The 18,092-nt window shown below is 34.4% G+C and carries 15 protein-coding genes and 1 tRNA gene; 7 read left to right on the top strand and 9 right to left on the bottom strand.

Annotation, left to right across the window (positions count from 1 at the left end; all coding sequences use genetic code 11):
* Positions 1–154: 154 nt before the first annotated feature.
* The 4 genes from ubiC to K3248_RS00325 form a co-directional block, all read right to left on the bottom strand.
* Positions 155–673, bottom strand: coding sequence for a chorismate lyase (gene ubiC / locus K3248_RS00340; protein WP_220716393.1), 519 nt, complete (start codon positions 671–673; stop codon positions 155–157).
* A gap of 884 nt (positions 674–1,557) precedes the next feature.
* Complete coding sequence (locus K3248_RS00335) at positions 1,558–1,806, bottom strand: GlsB/YeaQ/YmgE family stress response membrane protein (RefSeq protein ID WP_220716392.1); 249 nt, start codon at positions 1,804–1,806, stop codon at positions 1,558–1,560.
* A gap of 413 nt (positions 1,807–2,219) precedes the next feature.
* Entirely contained in the window at positions 2,220–3,896 is a 1,677-nt protein-coding gene (locus K3248_RS00330) for a Na/Pi cotransporter family protein (protein WP_220716391.1), read from the bottom strand.
* A 70-nt stretch (positions 3,897–3,966) separates the two neighbouring features.
* The gene (locus K3248_RS00325) at positions 3,967–5,184 is read right to left on the bottom strand and encodes a mechanosensitive ion channel family protein (RefSeq protein WP_220716390.1); all 1,218 of its coding nucleotides are present in this window, start codon (positions 5,182–5,184) and stop codon (positions 3,967–3,969) included.
* A gap of 135 nt (positions 5,185–5,319) precedes the next feature.
* On the opposite strand from K3248_RS00325, the gene dnaG reads away from it, so the two are divergent.
* From dnaG to K3248_RS00310, 3 genes are all read left to right on the top strand, one after another.
* On the top strand, positions 5,320–7,257 hold the full coding sequence (gene dnaG / locus K3248_RS00320) for a DNA primase (protein ID WP_220716389.1): 1,938 nt from the start codon (positions 5,320–5,322) through the stop codon (positions 7,255–7,257).
* A gap of 336 nt (positions 7,258–7,593) precedes the next feature.
* On the top strand, positions 7,594–9,603 hold the full coding sequence (gene rpoD, locus K3248_RS00315) for an RNA polymerase sigma factor RpoD (RefSeq protein WP_220716388.1): 2,010 nt from the start codon (positions 7,594–7,596) through the stop codon (positions 9,601–9,603).
* A 532-nt stretch (positions 9,604–10,135) separates the two neighbouring features.
* Positions 10,136–10,597 carry a YcgN family cysteine cluster protein gene (locus K3248_RS00310; RefSeq protein WP_220716387.1) on the top strand — a complete coding sequence of 154 codons (462 nt, stop codon included), beginning with the start codon at positions 10,136–10,138 and terminating at the stop codon, positions 10,595–10,597.
* 28 nt (positions 10,598–10,625) lie between these two features.
* Here K3248_RS00310 and K3248_RS00305 read toward each other — a convergent pair whose 3' ends face one another.
* Entirely contained in the window at positions 10,626–11,363 is a 738-nt protein-coding gene (locus K3248_RS00305) for an SIMPL domain-containing protein (RefSeq protein ID WP_220716386.1), read from the bottom strand.
* Between the two features lie 169 nt (positions 11,364–11,532).
* On the opposite strand from K3248_RS00305, the gene K3248_RS00300 reads away from it, so the two are divergent.
* Positions 11,533–11,609: transfer RNA gene (locus tag K3248_RS00300), tRNA-Ile, on the top strand.
* Between the two features lie 966 nt (positions 11,610–12,575).
* Positions 12,576–12,710, top strand: coding sequence for a hypothetical protein (locus tag K3248_RS08930; protein ID WP_281421927.1), 135 nt, complete (start codon positions 12,576–12,578; stop codon positions 12,708–12,710).
* Here K3248_RS08930 and K3248_RS00295 read toward each other — a convergent pair.
* The gene (locus K3248_RS00295) at positions 12,691–12,996 is read right to left on the bottom strand and encodes a helix-turn-helix domain-containing protein (RefSeq protein ID WP_220716385.1); all 306 of its coding nucleotides are present in this window, start codon (positions 12,994–12,996) and stop codon (positions 12,691–12,693) included. The genes K3248_RS08930 and K3248_RS00295 overlap by 20 nt on opposite strands.
* A 688-nt stretch (positions 12,997–13,684) precedes the next feature.
* On the opposite strand from K3248_RS00295, the gene K3248_RS00290 reads away from it, so the two are divergent.
* Complete coding sequence (locus K3248_RS00290) at positions 13,685–13,999, top strand: hypothetical protein (RefSeq protein WP_220716384.1); 315 nt, start codon at positions 13,685–13,687, stop codon at positions 13,997–13,999.
* 904 nt (positions 14,000–14,903) lie between these two features.
* Here K3248_RS00290 and K3248_RS00285 read toward each other — a convergent pair.
* Together K3248_RS00285 and K3248_RS00280 are read right to left on the bottom strand one after the other, a co-directional pair.
* Entirely contained in the window at positions 14,904–15,083 is a 180-nt protein-coding gene (locus K3248_RS00285; RefSeq protein ID WP_220716383.1) for a YegP family protein, read from the bottom strand.
* A 394-nt stretch (positions 15,084–15,477) separates the two neighbouring features.
* Complete coding sequence (locus K3248_RS00280; RefSeq protein WP_220716382.1) at positions 15,478–16,017, bottom strand: helix-turn-helix domain-containing protein; 540 nt, start codon at positions 16,015–16,017, stop codon at positions 15,478–15,480.
* Between the two features lie 344 nt (positions 16,018–16,361).
* Here K3248_RS00280 and K3248_RS00275 point away from each other — a divergent pair, with 344 nt between their 5' ends.
* Positions 16,362–17,411, top strand: coding sequence for a DUF475 domain-containing protein (locus tag K3248_RS00275; protein ID WP_220716381.1), 1,050 nt, complete (start codon positions 16,362–16,364; stop codon positions 17,409–17,411).
* A gap of 52 nt (positions 17,412–17,463) precedes the next feature.
* Here the strand turns inward: K3248_RS00275 and pncA are convergent, their stop codons facing one another.
* Entirely contained in the window at positions 17,464–18,072 is a 609-nt protein-coding gene (gene pncA / locus K3248_RS00270; RefSeq protein ID WP_220716380.1) for a bifunctional nicotinamidase/pyrazinamidase, read from the bottom strand.
* Positions 18,073–18,092: the final 20 nt, after the last annotated feature.

Genomic DNA, 18,092 nt, shown 5'->3' with positions numbered 1-18,092 from the left:
TTTCTTTTTTAGAAATATGTTAACGCTGAAATAGCTCAAAAATATCTTAAGAAGATATTTCTATTAAGATGCATTTTAAAACTTTTTCTTTCTTTAAAAATCTATATAAAACAATCGGTTGTGCACAGAAATAGAAATATATCTTCTCTTTAATTTATGTGGAGGATGTTGTATATAATGGTGAGGCTGCTAAAAACATTTCAGTTAGCAGCAATGGCTTGTTTGTTAGCCGTAAACGGGAACGGCGTGCCCACAATGTATCATGTTGTCCAATATGAATGTAATCGCGAGCCAAATCTTTATTGTTGAAGAGATATTGTCCTAGTGGTGCGGTGCCTAAATGCATAAGTGCTTGATGGTGTTCTGAGAGAGTTTCTTGGGGGATAACAGTACGTCCAAGGAGCCAAGGCTGATTATCTCCCATCAGTATTATTTCGCGGAGCCAATATCGTGCACTCTTAGGGAGGTGTTCTAATTCTTCTGTCAATTTATCTTGTGTGATAAAACATTCACGTTTTGGTTCGATATGTATGCAGGCACAGTACTTCTTCAAACGGAGTGTCATCGATCCTAGTTCCATGAGCCAATCGTGAATATCTTCTGGTACTGATGGATCTTTATTAGAAAGCCACTTAATAGGTGGGATAATGGAATCTTTAGAATCAGACATCATTTCTCTCCATATCTAAAACCGTATTCCGTATGTTAGACGAGATAAAAAATATGCTTCTTCATTGTAATGCGGAAATAGTAAGACAACAAGATTTTAAACACAGAGAAAATGAAAAATTTATTTATGTATGGAAATATTATTCAGGGAAAAATTGTACAAGTTGTAAGTGGTTTTTTTCATTCTTTAGAAAATAAGGGGGTGCTCAAATCATGTAAATTTAGATGTGAAAGCAATTTCATTGCTTATAATAAAAATATTAAAGCTGATGATCAAAATATGCTTTTATAACAAAAGAAAAGATATAATCACAATGAATTATGAGGACAGTATATAGAAAATTATCCGTTTACAAGACTATTAATGACAAATTATATGGTTACTTAATTTCTTTAAACATCAATATAAATCATGTTTTTTTGTATATGAAATTTGAAAATTGTTGTGTGAGGTAATAATTTTTTTGATGAAGTGCTCGTTTTTAAGGGTTTCGAGAAAAAGATCTTGGTAATTATTATGGGATAGTATAATAAATAGCCTGTATTTGTATTGGCCTTATAGTAAGAGAGGGGTATGTATTTCAATCTTTTTATATTGATATAATCTTCGAATTATATTGAAAAGCATAATTATAAAAAGAGACATTTCATGTGCATTAAAAGATATAGAGATCTTGATAGAGAAATAGATTATAGCCTATTATAATTGGCTTTAAATATCTCTTGCGATTTTAATAATACGATGATGGTGATGCAAAAATATAATTTAAGTATCTCACCATCACCCCCATTGATTACAATTTTTAAAGCTTTGGTAGGAATGGTTTGGTAAATTCCTTTTAGAAGTAAAAGGTTCTTCTAAAAAATAAATGCGTATTTTTAACAAACTTATCGAATTTTTCGTCCTATCCATATGAGAATACAGGCGCCTATAAAACCTGAAATAAGATAGCCCAGCCAACCTGCAAAATGGATGCCTAAAAGACTAAAAAGAAAGCTCGCTAATACAGCTCCAATAATTCCCAAGATAATGTTCAGAAATATACCTGTTTGACTTCTCATAAAATATTGTGCAGCATAACCTGCTAGTCCACCGACAATAATAGCTGCAATCCAACCGAAGTTTGCATTTTCCATTATACTCTCCTTTGCCTAAATATAAACTGTTAAATTCTAACTAGGGTAAGCTTTATCAAGGTCAAGACTTGTTTTTTGGGCCCTGTGAAGGGAAGGAGGGTATTATTGTTGGGAATTTCTTTGTAATTTTTACTTTACTGATATTTAAGAAATATCAAAATAGAAATATATATAATCTCCTTTATACTTTATTTTTTTTACATAAAAAGATAAAATTATATCAAGATACTTTAAAGACAAAAATAAAATATCTCTCTATGTAAATTTTTATAAAATATTATGTAGAGTGGAGTTATAAAATTTTAAAATAAGGAGCGTTATTTTAGGTATTATGCACCTTTTGTAACAGATTTTTTATCTTCCTAACAATATGTATTTTCTCTTCTAATATTTTAAAATTAAGAATTAGCTGTTTATTCCTTAGTAGGATTACGTAGGCGGGAGTTTTGGAGGAGGCCTTTGGCTTCTAAAATAGGGTAGGTCATTGAAGTTAAAAGGGAGTTGATTTGTTTCAGATCACGTACTGTGTCTAGATGGAGACTAGATGACTCTATATTTTTAAGATCACCTTCACGTAGGCGTTTAAAGTGTTTTAGACTCATCTCTTTTTCTAAATTTCGTAGTTGATCTTTTTTTTGTACCAATAAATGTGCGGTGTGTGTGTCACGCGAGACAAGAACGTTAAATGCAATATGCGCATTGGCTAAAACAATGGCGTGGAAACGAAGCAGGTCATTCCAGCCTTCTTTAGTGAATTGTAAAGCTTTTTGTTGTTTCTTTTTAACCAGCATGAGCATATTATGAATAATGATATCTCCTGCTTGATCTAACTTTATACAAGCACCTAGCAGCTCTTGTGTTTGAAGAGCTTCTCCATCGGATAGCTTTTGTCCAGCCAATCGTGCAAGATAAAGTTTGATTGCGGTATGCTTTTTGTCCAATATGGTATTGAGTTGATTGAGTTCACGAATGATATAGGCATCAGGTTTTTCATAAAGCCCCATGATTTTTTCTAGCATGATATCTACAAGGTCACAAATATGGATGACCTCACGCATGGCGTTGGAAAGTGCTAAGGTTGGACGCTCAAGAACACTCTCATCAAGAGCTGTTTGATTAGCTAAATTAAGTGTTTTATCGGTTTGTGTTCTTTTAATACTTTCGTGGACAAGATTCGTGGTTAGTTTTAAAACCCATTTTGAGAGTGGTATTCCGGCAAGAAGAATAAAAACATTAAAAATGATATGGGCGTTGATAACTTGTGTAGAAGCGTCATTGCCAAGCCATGTAATGGGGGGCTGAAAGGAAAGAAATAAGATTAAGATAAGAATTGATCCAGCTCCACGCATAAGCAAGTTACCTAATGGAACCAAGCGGGCCTTGGGGGAAGCATTGCGTGTTAAAAGTGGCGCTATAAGGGAAGAACCAAAGTTGACACCAAGAACCATTATAATACAAAGTTGGGCATGGATAAGATCATAGTTGGCAAAATTAACCAGTAAAATTATTCCTGCAATTGATGAATGCAAGAGATAAGTCAAAATGGCAGCCAATAAAAAAGTAGAAATAGGATCAGTTGAAAGATAACTTATAATGTTCGGCAAAATTGCACTATCGTGTAAAGGCTTTGTCGCTGTACTTACCATTTGTAAAGATAAAATCAAAAGGCCAATACCAATGACAATCCGTCCTATTTGGCGCCACTCACGTTTTTCTGTGGTCATAAAGATACAAGTACCGGTTAAAAGACAAAGTGGTACAACAATCGTGAGGTTATAGGAGAGAATTTTGACAACAAATGCTGATCCTAATTCTCCTCCTCGTACAGCCATAAGTCCTGCTAATCCAGAGACAAAACCAGATTCAACAAAAGAACCAACAAGGAGAGTTATTGCCGTAGAGCTTTGTAAAATCATGGCTGTAAAAAGCCCGAAACTAATAGCAAAAAATGGATTAGAAATGACGTGGCGCATTTTATACTTTAATCTTTCACCATAGGCGCGTTCAACTCCTGTGCGTATCATACGTGTTGCCCAAAGAAGTAAAGAAATAGCGCCTGCAAGATGAAGGAGTACCAATGAACCATTCATGATACTTGATCTTTCTTTAGTTGGTATAAAGAGAAGCAATTTCAAAATTGACGAATTGATGTGTATCGTCTTACTTTGCTTTTGTTTCTAATAAATGATTCAAATCATGGCCACTTGGATTTTGAAAAATCTTTAGACCAAAATTGGGAAGAATGGCATAAAGGTGATCAAAGATATCACATTGAATTTGTTCATATTCCAGCCAAACTGTTGTGTTGGTAAAGCAATAAATTTCTAAAGGTAAACCATTTTCTGTTGGCGGAAGCTGTCGTGCCATAAGCGTCATATTTTGTTCAATATTTTGATTTGTCTGGAGGTAGGCTACGACATAAGCACGAAAAGTTCCAATATTGGTTAAACGACGCGTATTGGCTAAGACATCATTATTTTTCTCTAATTGAGCATTCCACTGTGTAATTTCTGGTATTTTTTGCGTAAAATAATCCTCTAACAAATTAAAACGAGAAAGATATTTTTGTTCTTTTTCTGTATGAAAGCGGATGCTTGATTGATCAATAAAGAGAGAGCGTTTGATGCGTCGTCCACCTGCTTCTTGCATTCCACGCCAATTCTTAAATGGATCGGTAACAAGTTTACGGATAGGTACAGAGGTAATTGTGTTATCAAAATTTTGAACTTTAACAGTGTGTAGTGCGATTTCAATGACATCACCATCTGCACCAAGATTTGGAATTTCAATCCAATCGCCGACACGAACCATATCGGTAGATGAAATTTGAATGCCCGCAACCAGAGAAAGCAGTGTATCTTGGAAAATCAACATGAGAACAGCTGCCATTGCACCAAGACCAGAGAAAAGAATAAGAGGTGAGCGGTCAATCAAGGTGGCTACCATTAAAACAACTGCGACAGCAAAAAGTGCAATTTTCGCAATTTGAATATAACCTTTTATTGGTTTTAGCCGTGCTGCTGGTCGTTGTTCATAAAGCGTATTAATGACATTAAGAAGAGCAGAAATTGTAAGGACAACAAAGAAAATGATGAGAGCGTTAGCAACATTAGTGATGATGGTACTGAACTCTCTGGGCAATGTTGGTATAAAATTAACACCAATTGAAAGAATAAAAGCTGAAACAGTGTTCGCCATGAATTGAATGGCATTGTTAATATCATTTGTTGTCTTTTTGGGTAGAAAAGTACCAAGAGTTTTTACTCCATGAATGAGTAATTTTCGTGCTGAAAAATTAACGAGAAGGGCAATAATAATAAGAATAATTAGCCAAGAAATTGTCTCTAACCACGGATGTTGAATAAGAAATTCGGTCACTTTTTTACTCTCCTTTTCTAAAATTGTATGCTGCTCAGTTTTTAAAAATTTTCAACCTTTTAAAAGGAAGCCTTGGAATTATGCTCTAAAGTCGTTAAATATGCAAAAAAGATTTTTAAAACTCTGTGAGAGATAATGCGTTTTTCGCCTGATTTCCTTGATGAACTGCGTACTAGATTGCCAATTTCAACAGTTATTGGCCAGAGGGTAACATTTGATCCTCAAAAAAGTAAACCTTCGCGTGGAGATTTTTGGTGTTGTTGCCCATTTCATGGTGAAAAGACACCAAGTTTTCATTGTGATGATCGTAAAGGCCGCTATTATTGTTTTGGTTGTGGTGTAAGTGGTGATATTTTTACCTTTCTTTGTGAGCTTGATGGATTGCATTTTTCAGAAAGTGTAGAGCGTTTGGCTGACTTTGCCGGAATAAAACTTCCTATTTTTGATCCTAAAAGCCATAAACGCCAAATGGAAAAGCTTGACCTTTATGAAGTGATGAAGATCGCTACGGAGTTTTTTCAATATAGTTTACATGATAAAGCAGGGGTACAGGCGCGTCAGTATCTTGATGCACGTGGAGTAACACCAAAGCTTATAGAGCGCTTTCGAATTGGTTTTGCTCCGGTGAAAAATACAGCTTTGAAAGAAGCTTTGAGTGCACGTGGTATCTCAATAAAACAAATGGAAGAGTGTGGTCTTCTTCAATCGAATGAAAAAAATACAATTTCCTATGATAGATTTAGAAATCGTATTATGTTTCCTATTGAAGATTTACGCGGACGTGTAGTGGCTTTTGGAGGACGTGCTTTAGAGAAGGAAACACGCGCAAAATATCTCAATAGTCCTGAAACGGTTCTATTTCATAAAAGTAATATACTGTATAATGCAGCAGCTGCCCGTAAAAATAGCCGTTTTGTTGGTGATGATAAAGATCATTCGCTTCTTGTTGTTGAAGGCTATATGGATGTAATTGCATTGACGAAGGCTGGTTTTGAGGGGGTGGTTGCGCCTTTGGGAACAGCATTAACAGAGCCACAAATTGGGCTTTTATGGCAGATGGGTACTGATCCTATTTTGTGTTTTGATGGTGATGAGGCTGGTTTAAAAGCTGCTTTTCGCGTTGCTGATCGTGTTTTGCCTCTTTTAAAAGCAGGTGTATCTGTGCGCTTCATGTTGTTGCCCCAAGGTAAAGATCCAGATGAAATTATTTGTGCTGGTGGGGCTCAACTTTTTTCTTCTTTTTTGCAAAAAGCAATTCCCTTGATTGAGCTTTTATGGTGGCAAGCTACCCATGAAAAAAGTTTTGAAACTCCAGAAGCACGCGCAGCATTAGAAAAACAGCTCAAACAGAAAATTTTTACTATTAAGGATGCAGATGTACGCCGTTATTATTTGCAAGACATAAAGAAGCGGCTTTTTGATTTTTTTAGTCCATTTTTTTCGAAAAAAAAAGCAACAAAGCAATATGATCAGAGTTTACAAAATAAGATATTGAAAGAGCAATCCTTTTCTGTTTTGGAAAATTCTGATATCGTGCGCAATTCTTCGCAATCTATTCCTCTACGTGAAGCGGTGATTTTGCTAACTTTAACCTATTATCCTGAGTTATGGTATGAAAATTTTGAAGTTTTGGCTGTGTTAGAATTACAAAATATACAATTAGTGCGCTTTCATCAATCCATGTTGGAAGTGCTTGGAAGTCAACAACTTCATGAGCAAGAGACAATGGTTGCGTTTTTAGAAGAAAAAGGACAAAAAGCCTTGTTAGAGCGTATGAAGCATCTTGTACAAAATGTGGGGATGCGTGTTATTTTTTCTGGGGCGCCTATTGAAGATGCTCGTACTATATTAAAACAGGCTATCTACTTGCATCTTCAAGAACACCACCTACATAAGAGATTACAGGATGTTGAAGAGCAACTCATTGAAAATCCTACAAGTGAAGTTTTTGAACTTTTATGTGAGATAAAAAATGAGCTAGAGCAAATGCAAGCAACAGAAGCGTTAATTGAAGGATTTGGAAGCCATTTTGATGAAAAAATAGACGGAAATGAACAAGATACGATAAAATGATTCGCTTTTTTAGTGCGAATCAGTCACCTAGAGTTTAATATGAGAAGTTTATAGAGGGCTGCATTTATACAGAATGACAGCTAAATTTTAGGAAAAGCGGGAAATTGGTTCTTACTATATGGTGTAGAGAGTATCTCAGAAAAGCTGAGAGGTGTCGGGGAAACTTCTAGAGTTTTCCCGCGTTTTTGTGTGAATGAAGAGCGTATACAAAATGTATTTTTACTAATAGTAATCTCCTCTAAGAGGGAGTATATAGGAAAATTATTTATACGTTAAGTGAGAGCGCAAACAAGCTGGTCACAGGAAAACTGTGTGGTGATCAAGTGGAGTTACAGTATGGCAACAAAAGTTAAACAGAAAGATAATGTGGAAGTAACAAGCCAAGCAAATTTGGATAGTCCTCTTCTTGATTTTTCTGATGATGCCATCAAGAAAATGATAAAACTTGCCAAGAAAAATGGTTATGTGATGATGGATGAACTCAATGCTGTTCTTCCTTCTGATGAAGTGACCTCGGAACAAATTGAAGATATTTTGGCGATGTTCTCTGAGATGGGTATTAATGTTGTAGACGATGAAGATGAGATCGATTCTGAGCATTATGAAGAAGAAGTTACTGTAGAAGGCGGTGATTTAGTAGAGGCGTCTAGTCGTGCGATTGCAACAACAACAAAACGTGAGGTTGCTGATCGTACTGATGATCCAGTGCGTATGTATTTGCGTGAAATGGGAGCTGTTGAGCTCCTTTCGCGTGAGGGTGAAATTGCTATTGCTAAGCGTATCGAAGCAGGTCGTGAAACAATGATTGCGGGGCTATGTGAAAGTCCTTTGACTTTTCAGGCTCTTATTATTTGGCGTGAAGAATTGAAAGAACAACGTATTCTTCTTCGTGAAATTATTGATCTTGAAACGACTTATGCTGGCCCAGAAGCTAAGCAAGCTCCACTTGTTGAACGAAGTGAAGTGGATAAGGTAAAAGAGGAAAAGTCATCTTCTGTTATGCGTAATATGGAGGGATTTGCGGGAGAAAGAGGCATTGAGGAGGAGGATGAAGATGATGATGACGTTAATTTATCACTTGCTGCAATGGAAAATGAGCTTTGTCCTCAAGTTATGGAAACGTTGGATTTTATTGCTCAAACTTATATGAAGCTGCGGAAGTTACAAGATCAGCATGTTGAAAGTAGTTTAGCTGAACATAAAGAGGGAGCTCTTTCACCTTCTCAGAGAAAAAAATATATCCAATTAAAAAGCGAGTTGGTTCAAGCTGTAAAATCTCTTTCCTTGAACCAGAACCGTATCGAATCTTTGGTTGAGCAGCTTTATGATATTAATAAAAGATTGATTCACAATGAAGGTAAACTCAAACGAATTGCCAATAGCTATGGTATTGGGCATGAGGACTTTTTAAAAGAATATCAGGGGCGTGAATTGGATGCGGATTGGGTAGATTATATTGCAACTTTGTCTAGTCCTGGCTGGAAAGAGTTTTCAGTACGTGAAGAAAAAGAAATTCATAATTTGCGTAGCGCAATACAAAATCTTGCACAAGAAACAGCTATTTCGATTGGTGAATTTCGTCGTATCGTTACGCAGGTGCAGAAAGGTGAACGCGAATCGACAATTGCTAAAAAAGAAATGGTGGAAGCGAATTTGCGTCTTGTGATTTCAATCGCAAAAAAATATACCAATCGTGGCTTACAGTTTCTTGATCTTATTCAAGAAGGTAATATTGGTTTGATGAAGGCTGTCGATAAGTTTGAATATCGGCGTGGATATAAGTTTTCAACTTATGCTACGTGGTGGATTCGTCAAGCGATTACGCGTTCAATTGCTGATCAGGCACGCACTATTCGTATTCCTGTTCATATGATTGAAACAATTAATAAAATTGTTCGTACGTCGCGTCAAATTTTACATGAAATTGGGCGTGAACCCACTCCAGAAGAATTATCTAGCAAACTTTCTATGCCCTTAGAAAAGGTGAGAAAAGTTCTGAAAATTGCCAAGGAGCCTATTTCTCTTGAGACCCCCGTCGGGGACGAAGATGATTCTCACTTAGGGGATTTCATTGAAGATAGAAATGCATTATTACCGATTGATGCGGCTATTCAAGCAAATCTACGAGATACAACAACGCGCGTACTTGCTTCACTTACACCACGTGAAGAGCGTGTTTTACGAATGCGGTTTGGTATAGGGATGAATACTGACCATACATTAGAAGAAGTTGGTCAACAATTTTCCGTTACTCGGGAACGTATTCGACAAATTGAAGCAAAGGCATTGCGTAAATTGAAGCATCCCAGTCGTTCAAGAAAATTGCGTAGTTTTCTTGATTCATAAGGGGATCAATGAGTCTTTTAAAAAATGTATTTTTATGGATTCATGCAGATAAAATGTATGTCATTGGGGAAAAAGCTTTAGAGAAGATATTAAGAAGTTTATGTTCTTTTTAAGAAACATTAAATGTGGGACTTCAAGTGAGAAAATAAAAATACATGATCTTTCAAGTATTTTATTAGGAGAGAGATATTTAACTTTTCGGTGAGTAATCTTATGCTTTTCAAGATATTTTCTTATGTTCTGTATTTACATAAATAGTTTATGTCAAATAGGAAAAAAGTTTTAAAACTTTTACTTGGGTGATGTTGTATCTTTAGAGAAGAAGATATTTTTATCATGTATTCAAGATTATTCTATATTGATTTATAATAGATTTTTAAAGACGTTATTTTCTTCTTAAGAAAACTGTTTTTCATCTTGCACTGCATTGCATTATCTGCAAAGAGAGATGTGAATAAAATTATAGCTCTTTTAGTTTTAGTTGTTTTGCTTTTTATGGGCTTTCTTGTTTACAAAGGATATGTCCAAGCACATGAGTCAAGATATTCCTTTTTGGAAAGTAAAAAAATTAGAAGATATTTCACTCTCTGAGTGGGAGAGTCTTTGTGATGGCTGCGGGCTTTGTTGTCTGCATAAAGTAGAAGATGATGATACGGGGGATCTTTATGCAACCAGTGTTGCTTGTCGCCTTTTAGATGGTGAAACTTGTCGATGTCGAGATTATACGCATCGTAAATCAATTGTACCAGATTGTATATCATTAGATATTGCAACAATTAGAACGGCTCGTTGGCTGCCAGAAAGTTGTGCCTATCGTTTAATTGATGAGGGAAAAGATCTTCAGTGGTGGCATCCATTAGTTTCTGGAAATGATCAGACTGTTCATCAGGCGCAATATTCTGCACGTCAACAAATAGAGATTTATGATGATGAATTACCCTCTGGAGAAGCTTATCTTCCATACATCACCGAGCTTCTTTGTGAAGGCCGGTAATGTAATCATTCATGCTATGGTGAATAGTTTAGTCAATAGAAAATACCATTGTAACACTCACATTATAATTTAATTCACCTGCAGAAAAATTTGTATCTGTATAACTTGTATCTGCTGCCCTACTCATAAGACGTGGGGTTGGGTGATAATAATCACTGTTTTCGTTAATTTCAATAATTTTTCCTAATTTTACATCGGCTGCTTGTGCTATCGTTTTTGCTTTTTCAATAGCTTCGGCAATAGCTTTTTTACGCGCTTCTTGATAAAATGGCTTCGTATTTGCATTTGTAAAGGTAATGCCATTAACAGAATTTACTCCCAGCGCCATTGCTTGATCAAAAATTTTACCAGCATTGGTAAGTTCACGAATACGCACGGTTAAAGAATTTGAAACATGATAAAGTTTTTCATTATTTTTTTTGTCATCATGTTTGTTGGGATTAGATTGATAAATGGATAAGCCAGATGTTTGCAAATCATTTGCTTGGATACCGTTATTCTTAAAAGCGTTAATAATCTCATTAATAGATTTATTATTGGCTGCTAATGCTTTCTGAGCCGTTGTGTCATAGGTAACAACGGCGAGGTGAATAATCGCCATATCTGGTGCTGCTTGGCTTTCACCGGTTGCTGTGACTGTAATCGTTGAATTTCTCATGTTTCTTTCTTCCGCATGTACATTCAGTGAAGCAGCCAATAGCGTGAAGATTATCATAGAAATTTTAACAAGATAATTCTCTAGTGGTTGGAAATTTTTTTTGCTCATAATTCTTCCTTTTTATTTTTCAGTTTAGTACTTTCTCATTTTTAAGGGTTCTTGTAAAGAAATTAGGGTACAAAGAGAAAAAACCGATAAAAAAAGAAAAAAAATGTATGATAATTAAAGCAAGCTCTTGTATCTTAGAATGTTTTAGTTTAGAGAAGAGCAGCCTGTAGGGCCTGTAGCTCAATTGGTTAGAGCCAGCGGCTCATAACCGCTTGGTTGGGGGTTCGAGTCCCTCCGGGCCCACCATTTTAATAGTTATGTTAAAGGGTGTGGGTTTTATTTTTTTGTAATATGCCTAATCGGTCTTTTATTTGATTTTCTTGTACTTAATTTTGTTTTTTTGCAAATGTATATTAATTTTTAACAGGCCAAATTTGAACTACTCTCTTTATTCAAGAAAATATTTATTTTAATTTTTTTAAAAAATAAAGCATATCTTTCCTGAATCTTTAAGCTTATATCTTCATGCTTACTCTGTAATCTTATAATTTTTCATATCATAAGTTATGATTCTTTTTTAAAGATCATTTGTACTTTTCTCGAAGTTTGAGAAGTGGTGGGTGTTGCTTTATTCTTTTAATATTTTTTCAAGAGTATGTTTTATTGATTTTTTCTTTTTTCTAATGCTCATGCAAGTTGTATTTGGCCATCATTGGGGAGTGATCTAAGTATTGCCATTTTTGTTCATGATAGATCTCTTAGACAATATAAAAGGGTGCTTTCAGAGAAAGGAGTCTTCTTTTTAAGAGCACGCCACAGAGTTCTCAGTAGTGCTGCTGTTTATAAAAGCTATTGCATCGTTACATTCTTTTTTTACGATATCGTTTAAAAACTAAGTAGTGCTATGTAGAATAAAATTGTGATATATTTTTTCTTTCAAGTAAGTTTATTTACATTCTTTTGCGGAGTGTTCAGAAATATTTTCATAAATCTTTTTCAGATCGATTTGTTGTCGATTTGAATTGGAAGAGCTGAATAATATCATCAAAATTATTGATATAAGTGATGATGTTCATTTTCTCATAAAAAGGTCTAGACCGTGCGATGTTTTCTGTCTCACCATGGTACATAATCGGTAGAATATCATCTCATTTTATAAAAAAAACAATTTGTACAGAACTGCTTCTATACTTCCTATTGCAAATATTTTTTTTTAAGGTAAGGGATATCTTCGAACGCTTTAGCGTTAAATAGTTCTATGGAGTGCAATTTATGAAGAAGACCAAAAAAAAAGATACAACTTTATCTGATCTTATTGTGAAATGGGAAGCTTTATCGCCGGCTCAAAAGCGTGAGATATTGGAAATAGTAGAAAATTATCCCAATGCTAATCGGTTAAAAGAGTAGTTAAAGCTTCAATTTTCTTTTTATCTCTAGACGAAATTAAAGCTATGAGTTTTAAGTCTTCATCGGAGATATTAAAACCCGTTATTACATATATGGCGCTCGTATTTCCAAGTGTGTTAAGAATGGCCATAAGTTTATCAACAGAAGGTCTTTTTCCTCCATTTACCATTTGTTGTACGTAATTTTGCCCACAGCCTGCTGCTCTACTGATTTCAATCATTGTTCGCCCATCACTTTTTATTAAGTCAATTAAGCGTTGAAACCAATCTTTTTCAGTCTTTTTCATTTTTAGACCTTTACACATTTACGCTATAGCGTTAATATTACACTGCGAATCTAGGATACATGATATAAGGAGCGTGAAGATATACATGCGTAACTCTTCGCTTATAAAGCATACAGAGTTGTTTTTAACTAATAACAAAATGTCCCCATACACTTTCAGATTCGAATCAATAACAAATAGTTGCTTAGTTCCACGATTGTGACGGACTGGATGTGTATAACCAGAAACGGAAATACACATTCGTGTGTTCACGAAATGTTACTGCGATAGTATACGCAGCAGCATTATAAATCAAGATATACCCCAACATAGGTGTTTGTAAAAAGTTTCTGCATTTGGGTGAAATGCGGAAATAATGGGGATTTATAGCTTTAAGGAAAAGGAATTGTAGCTGTAGAAAAATATAAATTTATAGGCACAGAATGTAGGTTTTCTTTTTTTTGTAATAATTTAGGTCATCAATAGATGATATATTATAATGGTGGGTTAAGAACTTTTGGAAACAGCAAAGAGTGATGTTGTCTGTTTTTATTATGCTGTTTTGTATCATTTATTGTGTGTTTTTTAATAAAAATGTGGGTTGTGGTTTATCACACTCAGCACATCTAGTTTTGCATTTTTTTGTGGAGGGTAAAGCAGCACAAATCGGTTGAGATGACTGATTTTATGACAATTAAAGGAGATCAAAATGAGTGCAAACGAAATTTTATTGGGAGCAATGGTTGTTATTTTGCTTTTTAGTGGGGGGATGGTTCTTTTTGCTTTATATCATCGTAATAAGGTTAAAGCCTTAAAAGAAGAAGCAAGGAAGATGAGGCATAACTTCTTAAGGGATTCTATGAAGTTGACTGAAGAACGCGATAGGATAATGAGAGAAAAAAATATCGTGATTAAAAGACGTGATCAGGTGATTGAAAAACTAAAAAAACAAATTAAGCAGTACGAAGAGATTATACAGCAACATCAAGATATTATAAAATTCAAAGATGATGCAAAAGGGTAATTATATCATTATTTCTCATAAGAGATGGATTGGAAGTAGCAGGAAAATAATTGAGTAAATTAGAGAATACAAGAGATAAAACATTTGTTATGCAAGCGACTATTTTTGTGTAGGGTGAGGTTAACGGGATAGGTTACGTGCAATGCTTTTATGAGCTTTGATGCAAAGAGAGCTGTTGAAGATAATTTATAAATTTATGCTCATGCACCAATTTATAAATATGGGATCATTGTTGAGAATGTATCTGCATTAGTGTTTTGCTAGCGATATACAAAAAATGGTTGGCTGTACTTCTTTTTTCAAAGAGACATTGTATTGATCCTTACTTTTTAAGTTTAAAAAACGTGGTTTTATAAACAACGAGAGGGAGATTGCTGTTGCATCTTTTTTCTATGGAGATTTTTAAGACATTATCTTAAAATATAAGATAAACTTTTTTAAAATTATTTGTCTGTTATATCGTTTTGTATATTTATATTTTGCTTCGTTGAATAGTCTTGCTATTATTTCTCATAGTAAAATTCTGAAATTATATACTGTTTATGTATGTTTTTATAAGTATTAATAATATATTCTTGTGAGGCAATTCGATAAAAAACTTTGGTTATTTTTGTTTCTAAAGGAATATGTGAGGAGCAGAAGTTATTAAAAATTTGAAACTACGCTAAAAGCGTAGCAAGAAACGCTCCTCCAAAATACGGGAGGGGAGGGTAATTTCTTTTATTTTAAAAAGAGGAGGGGCTTTTGTAATAAGCTTTATGTTACGTTTTGTACTTTATTCAAAAAATATTTTCTATCTTCATATCGTAGATATGCTTATCACAAACTCTTCTTTCTATCTACTAAAATACAACATGGCATCTAAGCTTTATAGAGCAAATTTTGTTTTTCATGGCAAAGAACTTTAAATATTTAGCTCTTTAATAAAAGCTTTATGCGTGATTTCTTTCATCTGTTCAATACTGACTAGAGTATCTTGTTTTGTTGGATATCCCTTACTTGAAAAAGCAACTTTTTGTTCGTCTCTTGATATTAGACGCCAATACCATTGATTATGAACCCCTTGAAACACCTCAAAATACATGTTCCCTACCTCATAAAATAGCCGATAATTTGCAGGAGAATTATTCAACCAATTTGACTTACGGAAATTAAGATATGTCTCTACAGTAAGTAGTCAATATATTCCCCTTCATTTTTTGACTAAAATAACAGTCCTATGATAAATGTAGTTTGTAACAAGAAAAAATTTATTGTCAATAAGGTACAAAAAGTATTTTATTAAAAATATATTTTTTTAAGTTTAATAATATTTTTTTGTGTAAAATATAAAAAACTCTTTATTAATTGTAGAAAATAGATCTACGTACTCATGATAATAGCTCTTAATACAGCTTTATGACCATAAAAAATAGGAAAAGCTTTCTCCTTTCTATGCGGAGAAAGCTTGCATTTGTTATCCCTATTAATAGAAGCTTTTATTGATTAGCAATAATTTCTTTTTGCGATATGCTGCGAATGAGTAAATCAATAAATAAGCTAAGAGTATAAGAATTTGCCATTTTTGCTTTCATTTCTATTAAAGAGTTTACGGCTTTAGGGTTAATACTGCTAGATAACCCTTGCTTTGATAAATATTGCTGCAATTTTTCATAAGAGCGTTCAATTTTTTCTTGATTAAGACTTTCATCGTGACCATTGTTGGCAAGAGTTTTTTCAAGACCTTCAATTTTTTTTATAAAATAGTTCCAGTCAAAGTCACCTTTCGTATATTCAGTGTCAAACATTTTTCCTTGCCCTGTTAAGAGCCAATTAATATTGACACCATATAACGTGCGGTATGTTTGTAAAACACTTAAGTTAGGCTCTCTTTCTCCACGCTCGTAAAAAGCAATGGAGTTTTTTGTCATGCTAAAACTCTTAGCTAAGGTTTCACGTGATGGATCTCCTAAAGCGAGACGTACATAACGTAAACGTTTTCCAAAGATGGTTTTTGATTCAGTTTCAGGACGTGCCACGAATTATCTCCCTCATAAATCATCATGGTATAATTTGACCAATAAAGGCACACTATGTATTCATATCTCATGATGGAATGTCAATATTTATAGCTTTTATTTCTAAATTAGTGGATAGAAAATGTTTTTTAAAGTGTTGTGTTGCATATTATTTTATACTGTTTCTCATTTCCAATAGAATAATGAATTTATAGGATTTTTCTCTTGTTTTTTTTGAGAAAAACTCCATATAAAAACGCCGCATGGATTCTCTTTAATTTGTATTAATAAATGCAATCTTTAAGAGATGCAAGCTTTCGATTTACATTGCAGATGAATTAGAACATAAATTTTGAGGAATAGTCATGGCCCTTTTACGTTATTTTGGATGGGCTTTTTTTTTCACAATTGTTGGCGTCTTTATTGGAGGGGCTATTGGTTGGCTTGAAACGGGAAGTTTTACGGGTTTTTTTAAATATTTTTTCATTTGTTGTGTTTTAGGAATTTTAGAAATTTCGTTATCTTTTGATAATTCTATTATCAACGCACGTGTTCTTGAAAAAATGGATCCATTATGGCGCCGTCGTTTTCTCGTATGGGGTATTTTGGTTGCTGTGTTTGGAATGCGGATTGTTTTTCCATTGCTTATAGTGGCTATTGCCGTTGGTGTTAATCCTCTTGTGGCAGTAAAACTCGCAATATGGGAACCACATCGCTATGCTGCTATTTTAAAAGATGCTCACATGGGGATTGCCGCTTTTGGAGGAACTTTTCTTTTGATGGTTGCTTTAAAATATTTTTTTAATCCTGAAAAAGACGTTCATTGGCTTGCTTTTATAGAAAAACCCGCGCAAAAGCTTGGAAGGCTTTTGGGAATTGATGTTGCAATTATTTTGATATTAATTTTATTTTTTACAAGTCAGATTGTTACAGAAGATAAAATAACTTTTCTCTTTTCTGCTCTTTATGGACTTTTGGCATTTATAGCAGTTGAAGCTATCAGCTCACTTTTGGATACTCCAAAGACAACTTTCACTACAGCTGCTAAAGGAGGAGCAGGTGCATTTCTTTATCTAGAAATTCTTGATGCTAGTTTTTCTTTTGATGGTGTTGTGGGGGCTTTTGCCTTTTCACATAACCTTTTTATTATCGCAATAGGTCTTGGTATTGGTGCATTTTATGTTCGTTCTATGACGATTATGTTGGTCGAATCAGGGGTGTTATTGCATTATCGCTATTTAGAACATGGTGCTTTTTATGCAGTTTTGGTTCTTGCAGTGATTATGTATTTACAAACTTTTATATCAATTCCTGAAGTTATAACAGGACTTGTAGGAGTTTGTATCATTGGAATGGCATTTTATTCTTCTCTTCGTTTTAAGCGCTGTCATTTGAATAGACACGTTGATTCTTAAGTAAATTAAAGTTTTTATAGCGTTGTAAGAGTAGAACAAAATTAGATTGCTCTTAAGAGGCCATTAAGAGTTCTATGCCCACGTCATTCATAGTTTTAAGCATCGTGTTTAATGATCCATTTAGATCAATACCAGCACAGGCATTCAATGAGATACTCACTTTAAAACCACATTGTATGGCGTGAAGTGCGGAAAATCCGACGCAAAAATCTGTTGCTAAGCCGCACATAGTTAGCTTTGTAAAAGCACGTTCTTTAAGATAAACTTCTAAACCTGTTGGTGTTTTTTGATCATTTTCAAAAAAGGCGGAATAGCTATCAATTTTGGGATTATACCCTTTTCTAAGAATGAGTTGTGCTTTTTCAACTTTGAGAGATTTATGGAATTCGGCTCCTTGTGTTCCTTGTATACAATGATCAGGCCAAAGAATTTGGGGGCCATAGTTAAGATTAACAGTATCATAAGACGTTTTTTCTGGGTAAGAAGAAGCAAAACTGCAATGGTTTTTAGGATGCCAATCTTGTGTTAAAATCACATGATCAAAATGGTCTATGAGATTATTGACGGCTGGTAAAATGGTATCGCCTTGTGGTACTGCAAGTGCACCACCTGGTAAAAAATCATTTTGAACGTCAATAACGATTAAGGCTTTTTTTTCCATGAATATATTCCTCTCAGAGA

It is taken from the genome of Bartonella raoultii (assembly GCF_019659805.1).
GTDB lineage: Bacteria > Pseudomonadota > Alphaproteobacteria > Rhizobiales > Rhizobiaceae > Bartonella > Bartonella raoultii.
The sequence above is the reverse complement of the archived record's forward strand: the minus strand, read 5'-3'. Positions and strand labels throughout refer to the sequence as shown.

What these genes read in the sequence shown, in the direction of transcription:
- ubiC (WP_220716393.1), bottom strand. Translation starts at nt 673, where the DNA reads ATGATGTCTGATTCTAAAGATTCCATTATCCCACCTATTAAGTGGCTT.
- K3248_RS00335 (WP_220716392.1), bottom strand. Translation starts at nt 1,806, where the DNA reads ATGGAAAATGCAAACTTCGGTTGGATTGCAGCTATTATTGTCGGTGGA.
- K3248_RS00330 (WP_220716391.1), bottom strand. Translation starts at nt 3,896, where the DNA reads ATGAATGGTTCATTGGTACTCCTTCATCTTGCAGGCGCTATTTCTTTA.
- dnaG (WP_220716389.1), top strand. Translation starts at nt 5,320, where the DNA reads ATGCGTTTTTCGCCTGATTTCCTTGATGAACTGCGTACTAGATTGCCA.
- rpoD (WP_220716388.1), top strand. Translation starts at nt 7,594, where the DNA reads ATGGCAACAAAAGTTAAACAGAAAGATAATGTGGAAGTAACAAGCCAA.
- K3248_RS00310 (WP_220716387.1), top strand. Translation starts at nt 10,136, where the DNA reads ATGAGTCAAGATATTCCTTTTTGGAAAGTAAAAAAATTAGAAGATATT.
- K3248_RS00305 (WP_220716386.1), bottom strand. Translation starts at nt 11,363, where the DNA reads ATGAGCAAAAAAAATTTCCAACCACTAGAGAATTATCTTGTTAAAATT.
- K3248_RS08930 (WP_281421927.1), top strand. Translation starts at nt 12,576, where the DNA reads ATGAAGAAGACCAAAAAAAAAGATACAACTTTATCTGATCTTATTGTG.
- K3248_RS00295 (WP_220716385.1), bottom strand. Translation starts at nt 12,996, where the DNA reads ATGAAAAAGACTGAAAAAGATTGGTTTCAACGCTTAATTGACTTAATA.
- K3248_RS00290 (WP_220716384.1), top strand. Translation starts at nt 13,685, where the DNA reads ATGAGTGCAAACGAAATTTTATTGGGAGCAATGGTTGTTATTTTGCTT.
- K3248_RS00285 (WP_220716383.1), bottom strand. Translation starts at nt 15,083, where the DNA reads ATGTATTTTGAGGTGTTTCAAGGGGTTCATAATCAATGGTATTGGCGT.
- K3248_RS00275 (WP_220716381.1), top strand. Translation starts at nt 16,362, where the DNA reads ATGGCCCTTTTACGTTATTTTGGATGGGCTTTTTTTTTCACAATTGTT.
- pncA (WP_220716380.1), bottom strand. Translation starts at nt 18,072, where the DNA reads ATGGAAAAAAAAGCCTTAATCGTTATTGACGTTCAAAATGATTTTTTA.